The sequence below is a fragment of the Pseudomonas sp. S49 genome, assembly GCF_009866785.1.
GTDB lineage: Bacteria > Pseudomonadota > Gammaproteobacteria > Pseudomonadales > Pseudomonadaceae > Aquipseudomonas.
Genome location: NZ_CP019432.1, coordinates 6424282 through 6438986 on the forward strand (window position 1 = coordinate 6424282; position 14705 = coordinate 6438986).

A 14705-nucleotide genomic window follows, 5' to 3' on the forward strand; every position below is an offset into this window, starting at 1 on the left:
CATGGAACGGCAACTGGACGCTTACTGCGAACACCTGCGCAGTGAGCGACAGGTGTCGCCGCACACGCTGTCGGCCTACCGCCGCGACCTCGACAAAGTCCTTGGCTGGTGCGTCAAACAGAACATCGGCAGCTGGGCGGCACTGGATATTCAGCGCCTGCGCAGCCTGATCGCCCGCCTGCATGCGCAGGGCCAATCCTCGCGCAGCCTCGCTCGATTGCTCTCGGCAGTACGCGGGCTCTATCACTATCTGAATCGCGAAGGTCTTTGCAACCATGATCCGGCCACGGGTCTGGCACCGCCGAAAGGCGAGCGCCGACTGCCGAAAACCCTCGATACCGACCGTGCACTGCAACTGCTTGAAGGTGCGGTCGAGGACGATTTTCTCGCACGTCGGGATCAGGCGATTCTTGAATTGTTCTACTCCTCCGGCCTGCGCTTGTCAGAGCTGACCGGGCTTAATCTTGATCAGCTGGATCTGGCCGATGGCATGGTTCAGGTGCTCGGCAAGGGCAGCAAAACCCGTCTGTTGCCGGTGGGCAAAAAGGCCCGTGAAGCGATCGAACAATGGCTGCCGTTGCGGGCCATGACCAACCCGGCGGACGATGCCGTGTTCGTCAGCCAGCAAGGCCGGCGCCTCGGCCCGCGCGCAATTCAGGTGCGGGTCAAACTGGCCGGCGAACGCGAGCTGGGGCAAAACCTGCACCCGCACATGCTGCGCCACTCATTCGCCAGCCACCTGCTCGAATCCTCGCAGGACCTGCGCGCGGTGCAGGAACTGCTCGGCCACTCAGATATCAAGACCACGCAGATCTACACCCACCTGGACTTCCAGCACCTGGCGGCGGTCTACGACAGCGCCCACCCACGGGCCAAACGCATGAAAGGCGATGATTCATGAGCATCCAGTTGATCACCTTCGACCTCGACGACACCCTGTGGGACACCGCCCCGGTGATTGTCAGTGCCGAAGCGGTATTGCGCGAATGGCTGAGCGAACATGCGCCGAATCTGGGCGCCGTGCCGGTCGAACATTTGTGGGCGATTCGTGAGCGGGTGTTGACCAATGAGCCGGGGTTGAAACATCGCATCAGTGCGCTTCGGCGGCGGGTGTTGTTTCATGCGATGGAAGACGCCGGGTACGCCCATGGCGAGGCATCCGATCTGGCAGACAAGGGCTTTGAAGTGTTTCTGCATGCTCGGCATCAGATCGAAGTGTTCCCTGAAGTCGAGCCAGTGCTGGAGGTTCTCGCCAATCACTATGCGCTTGGCGTGGTCACCAATGGCAATGCCGATGTGCGGCGGTTGGGGTTGGCGGATTACTTCAAGTTTGCGTTGTGCGCGGAAGATATCGGCATCGCCAAACCGGATGCGCGGTTGTTCCACGAAGCGTTGCAGCGCGGTGGCGCCACGGCCGAAACCGCCGTGCACATAGGTGATCATCCGGGCGATGACATTGCCGGGGCACAGCAGGCCGGATTGCGGGCGATCTGGTTTAACCCGGCGGGTAAGGTCTGGGAGGCGGATCGCCTACCGGATGCCGAAATCCGTAGCTTGAGCGACCTGCCAGCAGTACTCGCACGCTGGAATGCCCCCTCGAACTGATCTACTACCCCCCTGTGGGAGCGAGCCTGCTCGCGAAGGCATTCTGTCATTCAATACTGATGTTGACTGACCCACCGCTTTCGCGAGCAGGCTCGCTCCCACAGGGGAATTGCGTTCACTTCGATTGCTTTATTTCACCCATGAAAAAGCCCGCAGCGACGGCGGGCTTTTTCAGCAAGCCAGCGGCACGCCTCAGATAGGGCGGCTACCGTACTTGTTGTCTGGCTTCTTCGGTGGATCGGCGACCACGTTGGCCTCCACTTCCTGAACCTTTCCGCCGCGCGACAGAAACTCTTCCATGGCCTTGGCCAGGGCGTCGCGTTCCTTGTTCTTGGCTTCAATGCTCGGCAACTCGTCTACCGACACCGCAGCCTTGGCTTTGCCTTTGGCAGCCGGGGCCGGCGTATCGTCGCCACCATCGTCGTCAGCAACGTCTTCCGCTGCTGCTTCCAGACCTTCCTCGGCCTCGTCTTCGTCGCCTACTTCGAGGTCGTCGTTTTCCAGATCATCGTCGCTCATGTTCTACCTCATGACTTGCGAAAAGCAGATTAGTTATAGACCAGCTTTGGCAACTGTCGAAAGTCGCCGTTAAAAAATCAGTAACCATTGGTGACCAACGGTTTATGCCCCTTCACCGTGCAAGGTGGCGAGGACTTTTCGGGCACCGCCATGATCACGGTGCTCGCCCAGATAAACGCCTTGCCAGGCCCCCAGTGCCAGGCGACCTGCCGAAACCGGCAGACTGATCTGGCAGCCAAGCACGCTGGCCTTGAAGTGCGCCGGGAGGTCGTCCAGGCCTTCGTCGTTATGCTCATAGCCGTCTGTTCCTTGTGGGATCAGACGATTGAAAAATCGTTCGAAGTCGCGACGTACCGCCGGATCGGCGTTCTCGTTGATGGTCAACGACGCCGAGGTATGCTGCAGCCACAAATGCAACAGACCGACCCGGCACTCCCTGAGTTCAGGCAGCCCCGCGAGTAACTCGTCCGTTACCAGATGAAAGCCCCGGGGCCGTGCCCGCAGGGTTATCAGAGTCTGTTGCCACATACAGTTCTCCGCACGTTCGGGGCGCATTCTAGCGCGCTCTGGGAAAAAACAAAGGCCCTAATATTCCTGCAATCATGTAAGCCATTGGCCGCAGAAAAACGCCCGTCGTAAACACGACCAAAGCAGTACGAAAAATCCTTTCAGCTGCTCTCTGAATGACAAATTCCGGACAAAAAAATGCCCGGCGAACCGGGCAAATTTTTTAATGCGCGTACTTACAGGTTGTAGCCGCGTTCGTTGTGTTGTGCCAGATCGAGGCCGACCGACTCTTCTTCTTCGGTCACACGCAGACCCATCACAGCGTCGAGTACCTTGAGGATGATGAAGGTGACGATCGCGGTGTAGATCACCGTGAAGCCCACGCCTTTGACCTGAATCCACACTTGCGCACCGATATCGGTCACGGTGCCGAAGCCACCCAGCGCCGGCGCAGCGAAGACGCCGGTGAGGATCGCGCCGAGGATACCGCCGATACCGTGCACGCCGAACGCGTCCAGGGAATCGTCATAACCGAGTTTGCGTTTCAGGGTGGTGGCGCAGAAGAAGCACACCACGCCCGCCGCCAGACCAATCACCAGTGCGCCCATCGGGCCCACGGTGCCGGCTGCCGGAGTGATCGCTACCAGACCGGCAACCACACCCGAAGCGATGCCCAGCGCGCTTGGCTTGCCGTGGGTGACCCACTCGGCAAACATCCAGCCCAGTGCGGCGGCAGCGGTAGCGATCTGAGTGACCAGCATCGCCATGCCGGCGGTGCCGTTGGCCGCTGCAGCGGAGCCGGCGTTGAAGCCGAACCAGCCGACCCACAGCATCGCCGCACCCATCAGGGTATAACCGAGGTTGTGCGGGGCCATCGGGGTGGTCGGGAAGCCTTTGCGCTTGCCCAATACCAGGCAGGCAATCAGACCGGCGACACCGGCGTTGATGTGCACCACGGTGCCGCCCGCGAAGTCGAGTACGCCCCAGTCCCACATCAGGCCGCCGTTGCCGGACCAGACCATGTGCGCGATCGGTGCGTAAACCAGGGTGAACCAGATGCCCATGAAGATCAGCATCGCGGAGAACTTCATCCGCTCGGCGAACGCACCGACGATCAGCGCCGGAGTGATGATCGCGAAGGTCATCTGGAAGGTGATGAACACCGCCTCAGGGAACAGAGCCGCTGGGCCGGTCAGGCTCGAAGGCGTGACACCGGCGAGGAACGCCTTGCCCATGCCGCCGAAGAACGAGTTGAAGTTGACGACGCCCTGCTCCATGCCGGTGGTGTCGAACGCAATGCTGTAGCCATAAATGACCCACAGGATGCTGATCAGACCGGTAATGGCGAAGCACTGCATCATCACGGAAAGAATGTTTTTCGAGCGAACCATGCCGCCGTAGAACAGCGCCAGGCCCGGGATGGTCATGAACAGCACGAGAGCTGTCGAGGTCAGCATCCAGGCAGTGTCGCCGGAATTGAGGACTGGGGCCGCCACTTCGTCTGCCGCCATTGCAAGGCTTGGCATTACGATGGACAACAGGGCTCCTAGCCCTGCGAATTTACGCAGAGTCATATTGTTTTCTCCTGGGGCGTTGGGGTTTGTGGCGGCGTTTAAATCGCGTCGGTATCGGTTTCGCCGGTACGGATGCGGATCGCCTGTTCCAGATTGACCACGAAGATCTTGCCGTCACCGATCTTGCCGGTGTTGGCCGCCTTGGTTATCGCCTCGATAACCCGATCCAGATCCTTGTCGTCGATGGCCACGTCGATTTTCACCTTGGGCAGAAAATCGACCACATATTCCGCGCCGCGATACAGCTCGGTGTGACCCTTCTGCCGGCCGAAGCCTTTGACTTCAGTAACGGTAATGCCCTGCACGCCGATTTCGGACAGCGACTCGCGCACGTCGTCCAACTTGAACGGCTTGATGATGGCAGTGACTAGCTTCATGAAAACTCTCTCCCGAATTGGTGGACTTGCCCCAGGAAAACAAACCCGACTCAAGTCTAAGCGCAGTGCCTGGCTTTGTAACGCATCGTCGGCCTTACCTGCCCGACTGACGCCAGCTAACCGCTGCTGACGAAACTCCCCGCTCCGTCTGCCGCACTGCATTCGTCACAGCGACTGCATCAGTGCATGGGTCGAAGGTGACTAAGCAGAAACCTTGCCATCTCGCCAAAATCCCCTGATTTCAATCCCTTGGCCGCTGCTGCAAGCCATTGCACCCAAAACGCCATCCGGATACGCACAACAAAGGTGCGTCGCCGTCCATCCGCCTGCGCGAAAAGCGTGCATCCCTGACCACAAGATTGACTATAGACACTGCGTGATACACTGCCGGCCATTGTTTCCAGGACATCCACCATGCTCGCGCCCAAAGACTTCCTCGACGCCCTGAGCGGCACCGCCTCCCGCCTGTTCAGCGGCGACACCCCGCTGCCGAAAGCCGAAATCGAAAGCCAGTTCAAGATGCTGCTGCAGAGTGCCTTCAGCAAACTCGACCTGGTCAGCCGTGAAGAGTTTGATAGCCAGATGGTTGTGTTGGCGCGTACTCGTGCTCGACTTGAGAGTCTCGAAGCCAAAGTCGCCGAGATGGAAGCCAAGCTGACACCGCCCGCTGAATAATCCGCGCCCCCTGTAGGAGCTGCCGAAGGCTGCGATCTTTTGATCTCCAGCCCTTCAACCATCCCGGCAACGTCCTACAACCTGCACCACCGCCGTCCGATTGCGCCGAAAAGCCCAGGTTTCTAAGCTCACCCGATGCTGAATGTTCAGCACCGGGTTTGGCGACCTGGATAGAGTTCGACGCATTGCGACCATGTTCGACCCTGGGACTTTTCCCATCTCGAATTATGGCGGCTGTGCGTGGGAGACCTTAGGGTCTGCCGGTTCCGGATTCACCGGTTCGCCAACCTGCGCATAGCTGCCACCCCTATCGTTTGGCGACGATCAGAGGCAGTTTTCTTCATTCGAATTCGAGAACTGCACCATGGAAGAAACCTATTTAAAGCCCTACATCTTCACCCGCCACAAACTCCCCCTCCACGCCCTCCTCATCCAGAACCAACCCTGGTTCTGCGCCCGAGACCTGAGTCGCCTGCTGCACATCTACCTCAACGAACGCATGCTGCGAAAACTCGACCCCGACCAATACCAAACCCGCAAAACCCTGATCCACAAGCAGATCGAAAACACCCTGCTGATCAGCGAATCCGGCATCTACGCCCTCCTCGTCTACCACTACTGCCCCGAATACCGGGCACTGCGCGAATGGATCACCCACCAGGTCATCCCTACCCTGCGCGACGCCCAACATCCCAGCACAAGCGAACGCCCACACCTGAGCCTGCTCAGTTGGCCGGATATGTCGTTGAGTTTGTTGCACTGGAATAACCAGCCGTGGATACGGTTGCAGGATGTGCCGCTGATGGTGGTGGAACGGGAACAGACCAAGCGCCCAATAACGGGGCCATGGTGGAAAAGGGCTTCGCGGATGCTGCAATCGCTATAAACCCGCATGCCGGAGCTGGGCCCTGCGCAAATCGTAAGTCGACTGAAGATTCATCCAGAACTCAGGCGTAGTGTTGAGATGAGTGGCAAGGCTGATTGCCAGATCGGCGCAGATCCTGAGGTGGCATTTCACAAGCTTTTCGATCTCATTTTCGGGCCAGTTCGTGGGCATGGCCAGATCCATGACAGTCATGCCCAACGGCTCCATGAATTACTTACTCAGAACCTCGCCCGGATGAATCGGGCGCATACCATTGCGGTCCATTTTTCGCCTCCAGAGGCTGCGTTGAGTGGCCAAACTGGAGCATCCGACTCCCGGATACAAGACCTTCACCCCCCTTTCGCCGGCGTCCTACACCTATTAGGGCATGGCCCTACAAACATCAGCGTCTGCGCCTGATTACGCGACTTTTCCTCCTTGTACTACGGTGGCCAACAAAGCATCTGTCACCCAAAAAACGAGGCCTCAATGAAAGACAAAAAGAGAAGGGCAAAGCTAGAAGAGATTGTTGGATATCACGCTGAAGCACTTCGGTTAGCCGGAGGTATTTCAGCCAATCAGCGTCATTTTATTGAGGTAGCGGCCAAGTACGGTAAAGAACTCGAACCGGATGGTTGGCTGGCCGGGGGAGGAAGCCAAGTAAGAAATCTCGAAGAAGAAAACTAATGTGGCGCCTCTACTGAACGTGGAAGGGCACCTTGGCAACATCCAGTGAAGGTTTGCCCTCGGATCCGTGTCGCCTGGATTCGCTCTCCCAACTACCCTTCAAAAACCCGCAGGAAGCGGCTCCCCGATTCAGCTCAAGGAACGACCATGTCCCTCTCCATCGTCCACAGCCGCGCCCAGATAGGCGTGGAAGCCCCCGCTGTCACCGTCGAAGTCCATCTGGCCAACGGCCTGCCGTCGCTGACCATGGTCGGCCTGCCCGAGGCGGCGGTGAAGGAGAGCAAGGATCGGGTGCGCAGCGCCATCATCAATTCCGGGCTGCAGTTTCCGGCGCGGCGGATCACCTTGAATCTGGCGCCGGCGGATCTGCCCAAGGATGGCGGGCGGTTTGATCTGGCGATTGCCTTGGGGATTCTGTCGGCGAGTGTGCAGGTGCCGTGTCTGACGCTGGACGATGTGGAATGTCTGGGTGAGTTGGCGTTGTCCGGCGCAGTAAGGGCGGTGCGCGGGGTGTTGCCGGCAGCGTTGGCCGCGCGCAAGGCGGGTCGTGCGCTGGTGGTGCCGCGGGCGAATGCCGAGGAGGCGTGCCTGGCTTCGGGGTTGAAGGTGTTTGCGGTGGATCATTTGCTGGAGGCGGTGGCGCATTTCAATGGGCATACACCGGTGGAGCCCTACGTATCGGACGGTTTGATCCATGCCGCCAGACCCTATCCCGACCTCAATGAAGTACAAGGGCAGATGGCCGCCAAACGAGCGTTGCTGATTGCCGCAGCGGGTGCGCATAACCTGCTGTTCAGCGGGCCGCCGGGGACAGGCAAGACGCTGCTGGCCAGTCGACTGCCGGGGCTACTGCCACCTTTGTCCGAATGCGAAGCGCTGGAGGTGGCGGCGATTCAATCCGTCGCCAGTGGCGTGCCACTGACCCATTGGCCCCAGCGCCCCTTTCGCCAGCCGCATCACTCGGCGTCAGGCCCTGCACTGGTCGGCGGCAGTTCGAAACCACAACCCGGCGAGATCACCCTCGCCCACCACGGCGTGCTTTTTCTAGACGAGTTGCCGGAGTTTGATCGCAAGGTGCTGGAGGTGCTGCGCGAGCCGCTGGAGTCCGGGCATATCGTGATTGCCCGGGCGAAGGATCGCGTGCGTTTCCCGGCGCGGTTTCAGTTGGTGGCGGCGATGAACCCGTGTCCCTGTGGATATCTTGGTGAGCCGAGTGGCAAATGCTCGTGCACGCCTGACATGGTGCAGCGCTATCGCAACAAGCTCTCGGGGCCGTTACTGGACCGGATCGATTTGCACCTTACGGTGGCGCGGGAAGCGACGGCGTTGAACCCGCAAGTGAAACCGGGAGAGGACAGCGCCAGCGCCGCGGCGTTGGTGGCCGAGGCGCGTGAGCGGCAGCTGAAGCGTCAAGGCTGCGCCAATGCATTTCTCGATCTGCCGGGTTTGAAGCGGCACTGCAAGTTATCCACAACCGATGAGAAATGGCTGGAGTCAGCCTGTGAACGGCTGACGTTGTCGCTGCGCTCGGCGCATCGGTTATTGAAGGTGGCAAGGACGTTGGCGGATCTTGAACAGTGCAAAGACATCAGCCGTGAGCATTTGGCTGAGGCGTTGCAGTATCGGCCCTCGAGCAACAGTTGAAAATCATTCCCACAAAAATCAGTAGGAGACGTTTTGAATGAGTGACGAAAGCTTCCTTGTCCGCCTAGAAGAATCTGGAGCCATTGGAGTAGCCCCTTGTCTCAGCCTGTAGTAGCCTTGAAATATCGATTTATAGTCAAACACTTTTTTGAATTTATAGCAGGTAAATTATGGTAAACATAATTTGGGGTTCTACAAAAAAACCGGTTTCAAGCCAACAGCTTGCAGAATTCTTTCAGAGTAACCCTCAGTATGACGGCCATCTGTTCATTGGATACCCAATTATAGGCACACCCGAAGGCCCTTATCCTGTAGATGCAATTTGGTTAAGCAAAGAACATGGATTGCTTTTATTCAATCTTATTGAAGGAAGAAATTCAGCCGGTTACGAACAGGCACAAGATGATAGTTTTAATACCCTTGAAGCCAAACTGAGAAATCATAAAGGATTAATGCGTGGCCGAAAACTCCAGATACCTCCAAATGTAATAACCTTTGCGCCAGCGATCCCAATTCGCCCTGCCACATTAGAAGAAGAATACCCAATTTGTAACGCAACAAGCCTGCATGCTTTCATTGATGAACTCCCAGACTTTGACAACCCAGAGATTTTTGAATCGGTTCTCGCTGTCATTCAATCCATCTCAACAATTCGAAAAGGTAAGCGTAAACGCGATACTTCCTCAACAACATCCAGAGGGGCTATTCTAAAAAACCTTGAAGACTCGGTTGCGAATCTCGACAACCTTCAAGGCAGCGCGGTTATCGAAACAGTACAAGGAGTACAACGAATTCGCGGCTTGGCTGGGTCAGGGAAAACCATAGTTTTAGCCCTGAAAGCAGCTTACCTTCATGCCCAACATCCAGAGTGGAAAATCGCTGTAACTTTTAACACCAGATCACTGAAAGGCCAATTCAAAAGACTAATTAATACCTTTGTAATCGAACACACAAACGAAGAGCCAGACTGGGACAATCTTCAAATCATAAATGCTTGGGGGGGGCCTGGTGGAGCTCAAAGAAACGGTATGTATTATAGTTTTTGCCAAACACACGGCATTGAATTCTTAGACTACCAGACTGCAAAAAATAAATACGGTAGAAACAGAGACTTTGAAGGGGCATGCGAGAAAGCCCTAAAAGACGTATCTGATATCAAACCGCTTTACGATGTAATTTTGATTGACGAAGCCCAAGATTTTTCTCCTGCTTTTCTAAGACTATGCTATGAATACTTAACCCCTGACAAGCGCTTAGTGTACGCATACGATGAACTCCAAAGCCTTAGTGAAAAATCGCTTCCTGCGCCGGAAGAAATTTTTGGAAAGAATCCTGATGGCTCGTCTAGAGTCAGATTTGAAGACCCAGTCCCTGGTAAGCCTAAGCAAGATATAATTCTAGAGAAATGTTATCGAAACTCACGCCCTGTCCTGACCACTGCGCACGCACTTGGCTTCGGTATATATAGAAAGGCAGATAGTAAGACTGGAACTGGACTGATACAAATGTTCGATCAAAGCCAATTATGGAAAGATGTTGGCTATGAAGTAAAGGACGGTGCATTAGAAGATGGCGCTCATGTCAGACTTGCTCGAACCGAATTCAGCAGCCCTGCCTTCCTTGAGGATCACTCTGATATCGATGACATAGTTCAGTTCGTAAAGTTTAACTCAGCGGAAGAGCAAGCCATTTGGCTCGCAGACTCTATTCAGTCGAACCTTACAAAAGACGAACTTAACTTCGACGATGTAATTGTAATAAACCCCGACCCGATCAAGACCAGAGACGCTGTTGGACCCGCGAGAAAGTTATTATTTGAAAGAGGTATTAACTCCCACCTCGCAGGCGTCGATACGTCTCAAGATGTATTTTTCGAAAGCGATGAAGATTCAGTTGTTTTCACCGGAATATACCGGGCAAAAGGTAATGAGGCTGGAATGGTCTACATTATAAATGCGCAAGATTGCTATTATTCATTTGGCAGCCTCGCCAGAATGAGAAACATGCTATTCACGGCAATGACGAGAAGTAAAGCCTGGGTTAGGGTTTTGGGCATCGGACCGCAAATGCAAAACCTTATCGAAGAGTTTGAGCAGGTAAAAAACAATAAATTTGAGTTGGCATTTAAGTACCCTACTGATGCAGAAAGGGCCAACTTAAATATCGTCAACAGAGACATGTCGTCTGAAATAAAAGGGAAAATCAAACAAGTCCAAGGCAACGTAGCGACACTGCTGAGCGAAATTGAGCAGGGAAAGGTATTTCTTGATGACCTTCCAGAGGATCAACTTGAGCGTCTACGCGCATTGTTAAACAAAGGAAGCTAACAATGCCAACACCAGAAAAAATAAGAAATCAGGTAGAGCGCTTAACGGCTGATTTCATAGGCTTGGGCCTGTGCAATAGTCAGAACTTCCCGTCCCTTGTTACTAATGGAGGTTTGCAAGAAATAAGCTACAGCGGCAGTGGTGACTTGAGCATCGTACTAAAGAACCAACCCTACCAAGAAATTTATGATGAGTTGCTTCGAACCAATGCTTATAACCTTAGGATGCTCGACGGAGCCTTAGTGCAACTCATGTACAAATTTGAGAACGGAACGCTTACGCGTCATAGGCTCGCATTCTTCCCGTCCCCGGACTTAACCGAATATCAAAACAATCCTGAAATTTATGACGATGATGAAATCTACGCAGATATAGTGATGAGGAATATCGTAGTTTTCCCGATAAGGTTCGACTTCGACTCAACTGAGGGAACTTATAGAGAGATTGAACACCCGAAATCTCACTTAACCTTAGGGCAGTACAAGAATTGCCGAATCCCTGTGAATGCCCCCGTTACGCCATACGCGTTTCTAGCATTCTTACTACGGAACTTCTATCACACTGCATTCAAAAAACATACAGATGCAATTACTCAGTTTAACGAGTATTTTGAGAGCTCAATTTTTGAATCTGAAAGAGCGATCGGCCATATCACGCTATAACCGTTACAGGCCAAATTTAACTCTGTTAATTTTGGCCTGTAACTCTAATAGACAGCTCAACGAAAGCGATCAACCTCGGAACGCAAATCCGCCGCCAGCTTCTCCAGCTCTTTAGCCGTAACAGCCAGGTTCGACACAACCTCACGCTGCTCACTGTTGGCCAACGCAATGCTCTGCAAATTGCTGCTCAACAACGTCGCGGTGCTGCTCTGCTCCTGAGTCGCCGTGGTGATCGCGGCAAACTGCTGCCCCGCCGAACGGCTCTGCTCGTCAATACGCGCCAGCGCCGAAGCGACGTTGGCGTTGCGCGACAAGCCTTCCTGCATCAGCACATTGCCCTGCTCCATGGTGCTGATCGCGTTGCCGGTTTCCTGCTGGATGCTGTGGATCATGCTGGAAATTTCATCGGTGGCCTGGCGGGTACGCGAGGCCAGGCTGCGCACTTCATCGGCTACCACGGCAAAGCCGCGACCTTGTTCGCCGGCGCGGGCCGCTTCGATCGCTGCGTTCAGCGCCAGCAAGTTGGTCTGCTCGGCGATCGAGGTGATCACACCGACGATGCCGCCAATTTCCTGCGAACGCTGACCGAGGGTGTTGATCACGGTGGCGGTGCTGTTCAGGGCGCCAGCGATTTGCTCCAGCGAGGACGACGCTTCTTCCATCGAGCTGCGGCCAATCTGGGTTTGCTGGGCGTTTTCCTGCGCCAGACGCTGGGTCGCGCCCATGTTGTCGGCAATGTTCAGCGAGGTTGCGCTGAACTCTTCCACTGCGCCGGCCATACTGGTGATTTCGCCGGACTGTTGCTCCATGCCTTCATAGGCACCGCCGGACAAACCGGACAGGGCCTGGGCACGGCTGTTGACCTCTTCCGAAGAGCGACGGATGTGCTCGACCATGGTCGACAGCGCCTGGCTCATCTGGTTGAACGCGCGGGACAACTGACCGATTTCGTCGTTGCTCGACACGTTCAGGCGCACGCTCAGATCGCCGGCGCCCAAGGCTTCCGCCTGACGGACGAGATCGCTCAGTGGCGCCAGTTTGCTACGCAGCAACCAGACCACGGAACCGACCGCCAGCAGCATCGCCAACAGACTGCCGATCGCCAGTTGCGTACCGACGCTCCACGTCACTGCGCGGATTTCGGCTTTCGGCATGCTTGCTACCACCGACCACGGGCCACCATCAAACGGCACCGCGACGCTGTAGAAATCTTCGGACTTGTCGCCCCAGAACTGACCTTTGCCCGGCGATTTCGCCAGATCCTTGATCACTGGAATCGCTTGATCCAACGCCTGCACACCTGCCGGTGCAACCAGCCATTTGCTCTGCTCATCGAGCAGCGCCAGCGAGCCGGTCTGGCCAATGCGGAAGCGCTTGAGGTTGTCGAACTGGGCGTTTTGAGCATCGGTGTAATCGAAGCCGACGAACAGCACCGCAATCACCTTGCCGCTGCCATCGCGCACCGGGGTGTATTGGGTCATGTAGGAACGATCGAACAGCAACGCGCGGCCGACATAGCTCTGCCCCGCCATCAACTTCGCGTACGCCGGGTGGGCGTGGTCAAGCAAGGTGCCAATGGCGCGAGTGCCGTCCTGCTTGGTCAGCGAGGTGCTGACCCGTACGAAGTCTTCGCCGCTGCGCACGAACAGTGTGGCGACGCCGGCGGTCATCTGCTTGAACTCGTCGACTTCCTTGAAGTTGTTGTTCAACACTTCGCTGCCCAGGTGCAGGCCCGGGGTCTGGGTGCCGGCCACCGTCACCGGTTCACTCGGGTGAATGCTCAGACCCGCGCTGAAGCGCTTTTCGAACAACCCGCTGAGCCGCTGGGTGCTTTCACGCAGCGTGCCGTGAAAGGTGCTCAGTTGGTCGGCCAGCAGCCGCGCCTCACTGGCCAGATGCTCTTCACGGGTAGCGAGGTTGGCGGAATCCAGCGAACGCAGGGCGAACACCGTACTGCCACTGATGACTATCGCCAGTATCACGGCGAGGGCGAGGCCTAACTGTGAGGCGATCCGAGCGCGAGGTTGAGACATGACAGCTCCTGGCCGAACTTTCCGATCCTCCTTGATCGCAGCTCGGATAATTTTTAATAGTGGGGGTGAATCGTGGATACCGGCACGACGGTTCCACATGCACGTATTCGGCGGTAAAGCCGAATACTTGAGCGAGCAGCAGGGTTATGGCACAAGGCCGCCATTGTGGCGGCTCGAACGTTTCAGCTCAAGCGCGCAACCGCCGGCAGTTCCATGGCGCGGACTTCGCCTTGCAGGAAGTCGCTGAGGCGGCGCAAACGTTCACCTCCCGGACGGGTCTTTGGCCACACCAGGTAATAATTCAGTCCGCTGGCGACGGCCGTCGGCCACGGCAGACTCAGTCGTCCCTGCGCCACATCTTCGGCGACCATCAACAGGTCGCCCATCGACACACCATAACCGCGCGCCGCGGCGATCATCCCTAACTCGAGCGTATCGAACACCTGTCCGCCCTTGAGCGACACCTGATCGGACAGCCCCATGTGCTCCAGCCAACTGCGCCAGTCACGACGATCCGGGGTTGGATGGAGCAATTCGGTGGACGCCAGCCGGGCCAAATCCCATGGCTGATCATTCAGCAGGTTTGGCGCACCCACCGGAATCAGTTCTTCGGGAAATAACAGGCTCGCCTCCCAGTCCGGTGGAAAATGCCCGTCACTCAGCAACACCGCGCAATCAAACGGCTCATCGTTGAAGTCCACCGAATCCACATCCATCCAGGCGCTGGTCAGTTGCACTTCGTTGCCCGGCTGCAAGTGGCGGAAGCGACTGAGCCGTGCCAGCAGCCAGCGCATGGTCAGGGTCGACGGCGCCTTCATACGCAGAATGTCGTCTTCGGCGCGCAAGGTATTGCAGGCCCGCTCCAGCGCCGTGAAGCCTTCGCGGATGCCGGGCAACAGCAGGCGAGCGGCCTCGGTCAGTTGCAGGTTGCGACCACTGCGATGGAATAGCCGGCAAGCGAAATGATCTTCCAGCGTTCGAATATGCCGACTGACTGCGCTCTGGGTGATCGACAACTCTTCCGCCGCACGGGTGAACGAACTGTGCCGTGCCGCTGCTTCAAATGCGCGCAGGGCATACAAGGGAGGAAGACGACGAGACATGCAGAAAGCTCCTATAGCGGGATGCAGCCAGTCTGACGAAAACTGCTCAAGATGAGTTTTAATCATGCCACCCATCCTTTTTATCCCTTTGTGCAAAACCTGCCAAGCGCCGAGAATCGACGGTCTT

The 14705-nt window shown here is 56.3% G+C and carries 15 protein-coding genes; 8 read left to right on the forward strand and 7 right to left on the reverse strand.

Translation table 11 applies throughout. From position 1 onward, the window contains the following. Window position 1: 1 nt before the first annotated feature. A complete protein-coding gene (xerC, locus tag PspS49_RS28590) occupies window positions 2-901 on the forward strand; it encodes a tyrosine recombinase XerC (RefSeq protein WP_160042307.1) in 900 nt (299 codons plus the stop codon). Next, the gene (locus PspS49_RS28595) at window positions 898-1605 is read left to right on the forward strand and encodes an HAD-IA family hydrolase (protein ID WP_160042309.1); all 708 of its coding nucleotides are present in this window, start codon (window positions 898-900) and stop codon (window positions 1603-1605) included. Before xerC ends, PspS49_RS28595 begins: the two co-directional genes overlap by 4 nt. Before the next feature lie 192 nt (window positions 1606-1797). Here PspS49_RS28595 and sutA read toward each other — a convergent pair whose 3' ends face one another. The 4 genes from sutA to glnK form a co-directional block, all read right to left on the reverse strand. Further along, window positions 1798-2124 carry a transcriptional regulator SutA gene (sutA, locus tag PspS49_RS28600; protein WP_007920420.1) on the reverse strand — a complete coding sequence of 109 codons (327 nt, stop codon included), beginning with the start codon at window positions 2122-2124 and terminating at the stop codon, window positions 1798-1800. 102 nt (window positions 2125-2226) lie between these two features. Continuing rightward, complete coding sequence (locus tag PspS49_RS28605; RefSeq protein WP_160042311.1) at window positions 2227-2652, reverse strand: secondary thiamine-phosphate synthase enzyme YjbQ; 426 nt, start codon at window positions 2650-2652, stop codon at window positions 2227-2229. A 215-nt stretch (window positions 2653-2867) separates the two neighbouring features. Continuing rightward, window positions 2868-4205, reverse strand: coding sequence for an ammonium transporter (locus PspS49_RS28610; RefSeq protein WP_007920417.1), 1338 nt, complete (start codon window positions 4203-4205; stop codon window positions 2868-2870). A 38-nt stretch (window positions 4206-4243) separates the two neighbouring features. Beyond that, entirely contained in the window at window positions 4244-4582 is a 339-nt protein-coding gene (gene glnK / locus PspS49_RS28615; RefSeq protein WP_002555808.1) for a P-II family nitrogen regulator, read from the reverse strand. 414 nt (window positions 4583-4996) lie between these two features. Between glnK and PspS49_RS28620 the strand changes: the two genes are divergently transcribed. Together PspS49_RS28620 and PspS49_RS28625 are read left to right on the forward strand one after the other, a co-directional pair. Beyond that, entirely contained in the window at window positions 4997-5257 is a 261-nt protein-coding gene (locus PspS49_RS28620) for an accessory factor UbiK family protein (RefSeq protein ID WP_007920416.1), read from the forward strand. A 364-nt stretch (window positions 5258-5621) separates the two neighbouring features. Then, window positions 5622-6143, forward strand: a complete 522-nt coding sequence (locus PspS49_RS28625; protein WP_150749832.1) for a Bro-N domain-containing protein — start codon at window positions 5622-5624, stop codon at window positions 6141-6143. On the opposite strand, the gene PspS49_RS28630 is transcribed toward PspS49_RS28625, so the two are convergent. Then, window positions 6138-6350 carry a HigA family addiction module antitoxin gene (locus tag PspS49_RS28630; protein ID WP_224790075.1) on the reverse strand — a complete coding sequence of 71 codons (213 nt, stop codon included), beginning with the start codon at window positions 6348-6350 and terminating at the stop codon, window positions 6138-6140. The genes PspS49_RS28625 and PspS49_RS28630 overlap by 6 nt on opposite strands. 261 nt (window positions 6351-6611) lie before the next feature. Here PspS49_RS28630 and PspS49_RS28635 point away from each other — a divergent pair, with 261 nt between their 5' ends. The 4 genes from PspS49_RS28635 (at window position 6612) to PspS49_RS28650 (ending at window position 11442) form a co-directional block, all read left to right on the forward strand. Then, complete coding sequence (locus PspS49_RS28635; RefSeq protein ID WP_160042313.1) at window positions 6612-6809, forward strand: hypothetical protein; 198 nt, start codon at window positions 6612-6614, stop codon at window positions 6807-6809. Window positions 6810-6956: 147 nt separating this feature from the next. Continuing rightward, the gene (locus PspS49_RS28640) at window positions 6957-8453 is read left to right on the forward strand and encodes a YifB family Mg chelatase-like AAA ATPase (protein WP_160042315.1); all 1497 of its coding nucleotides are present in this window, start codon (window positions 6957-6959) and stop codon (window positions 8451-8453) included. 170 nt (window positions 8454-8623) lie between these two features. Next, window positions 8624-10780: an ATP-binding domain-containing protein gene (locus PspS49_RS28645; RefSeq protein WP_160042317.1), complete on the forward strand. Its 2157-nt coding sequence runs from the start codon at window positions 8624-8626 to the stop codon at window positions 10778-10780. A gap of 2 nt (window positions 10781-10782) precedes the next feature. Further along, window positions 10783-11442, forward strand: a complete 660-nt coding sequence (locus PspS49_RS28650) for a DUF2290 domain-containing protein (protein WP_160042319.1) — start codon at window positions 10783-10785, stop codon at window positions 11440-11442. Between the two features lie 56 nt (window positions 11443-11498). On the opposite strand, the gene PspS49_RS28655 is transcribed toward PspS49_RS28650, so the two are convergent. Beyond that, window positions 11499-13475, reverse strand: a complete 1977-nt coding sequence (locus PspS49_RS28655) for a methyl-accepting chemotaxis protein (RefSeq protein ID WP_064389541.1) — start codon at window positions 13473-13475, stop codon at window positions 11499-11501. Window positions 13476-13657: 182 nt separating this feature from the next. Then, window positions 13658-14578 (reverse strand): LysR substrate-binding domain-containing protein, encoded by a 921-nt coding sequence (locus PspS49_RS28660; protein ID WP_034152038.1) that lies wholly within the window; start codon window positions 14576-14578, stop codon window positions 13658-13660. Window positions 14579-14705 lie beyond the last annotated feature (127 nt).

What these genes read in the sequence shown, in the direction of transcription:
- xerC (WP_160042307.1), top strand. Translation starts at nt 2, where the DNA reads ATGGAACGGCAACTGGACGCTTACTGCGAACACCTGCGCAGTGAGCGA.
- PspS49_RS28595 (WP_160042309.1), top strand. Translation starts at nt 898, where the DNA reads ATGAGCATCCAGTTGATCACCTTCGACCTCGACGACACCCTGTGGGAC.
- sutA (WP_007920420.1), bottom strand. Translation starts at nt 2,124, where the DNA reads ATGAGCGACGATGATCTGGAAAACGACGACCTCGAAGTAGGCGACGAA.
- PspS49_RS28605 (WP_160042311.1), bottom strand. Translation starts at nt 2,652, where the DNA reads ATGTGGCAACAGACTCTGATAACCCTGCGGGCACGGCCCCGGGGCTTT.
- PspS49_RS28610 (WP_007920417.1), bottom strand. Translation starts at nt 4,205, where the DNA reads ATGACTCTGCGTAAATTCGCAGGGCTAGGAGCCCTGTTGTCCATCGTA.
- glnK (WP_002555808.1), bottom strand. Translation starts at nt 4,582, where the DNA reads ATGAAGCTAGTCACTGCCATCATCAAGCCGTTCAAGTTGGACGACGTG.
- PspS49_RS28620 (WP_007920416.1), top strand. Translation starts at nt 4,997, where the DNA reads ATGCTCGCGCCCAAAGACTTCCTCGACGCCCTGAGCGGCACCGCCTCC.
- PspS49_RS28625 (WP_150749832.1), top strand. Translation starts at nt 5,622, where the DNA reads ATGGAAGAAACCTATTTAAAGCCCTACATCTTCACCCGCCACAAACTC.
- PspS49_RS28630 (WP_224790075.1), bottom strand. Translation starts at nt 6,350, where the DNA reads ATGGAGCCGTTGGGCATGACTGTCATGGATCTGGCCATGCCCACGAAC.
- PspS49_RS28635 (WP_160042313.1), top strand. Translation starts at nt 6,612, where the DNA reads ATGAAAGACAAAAAGAGAAGGGCAAAGCTAGAAGAGATTGTTGGATAT.
- PspS49_RS28640 (WP_160042315.1), top strand. Translation starts at nt 6,957, where the DNA reads ATGTCCCTCTCCATCGTCCACAGCCGCGCCCAGATAGGCGTGGAAGCC.
- PspS49_RS28645 (WP_160042317.1), top strand. Translation starts at nt 8,624, where the DNA reads ATGGTAAACATAATTTGGGGTTCTACAAAAAAACCGGTTTCAAGCCAA.
- PspS49_RS28650 (WP_160042319.1), top strand. Translation starts at nt 10,783, where the DNA reads ATGCCAACACCAGAAAAAATAAGAAATCAGGTAGAGCGCTTAACGGCT.
- PspS49_RS28655 (WP_064389541.1), bottom strand. Translation starts at nt 13,475, where the DNA reads ATGTCTCAACCTCGCGCTCGGATCGCCTCACAGTTAGGCCTCGCCCTC.
- PspS49_RS28660 (WP_034152038.1), bottom strand. Translation starts at nt 14,578, where the DNA reads ATGTCTCGTCGTCTTCCTCCCTTGTATGCCCTGCGCGCATTTGAAGCA.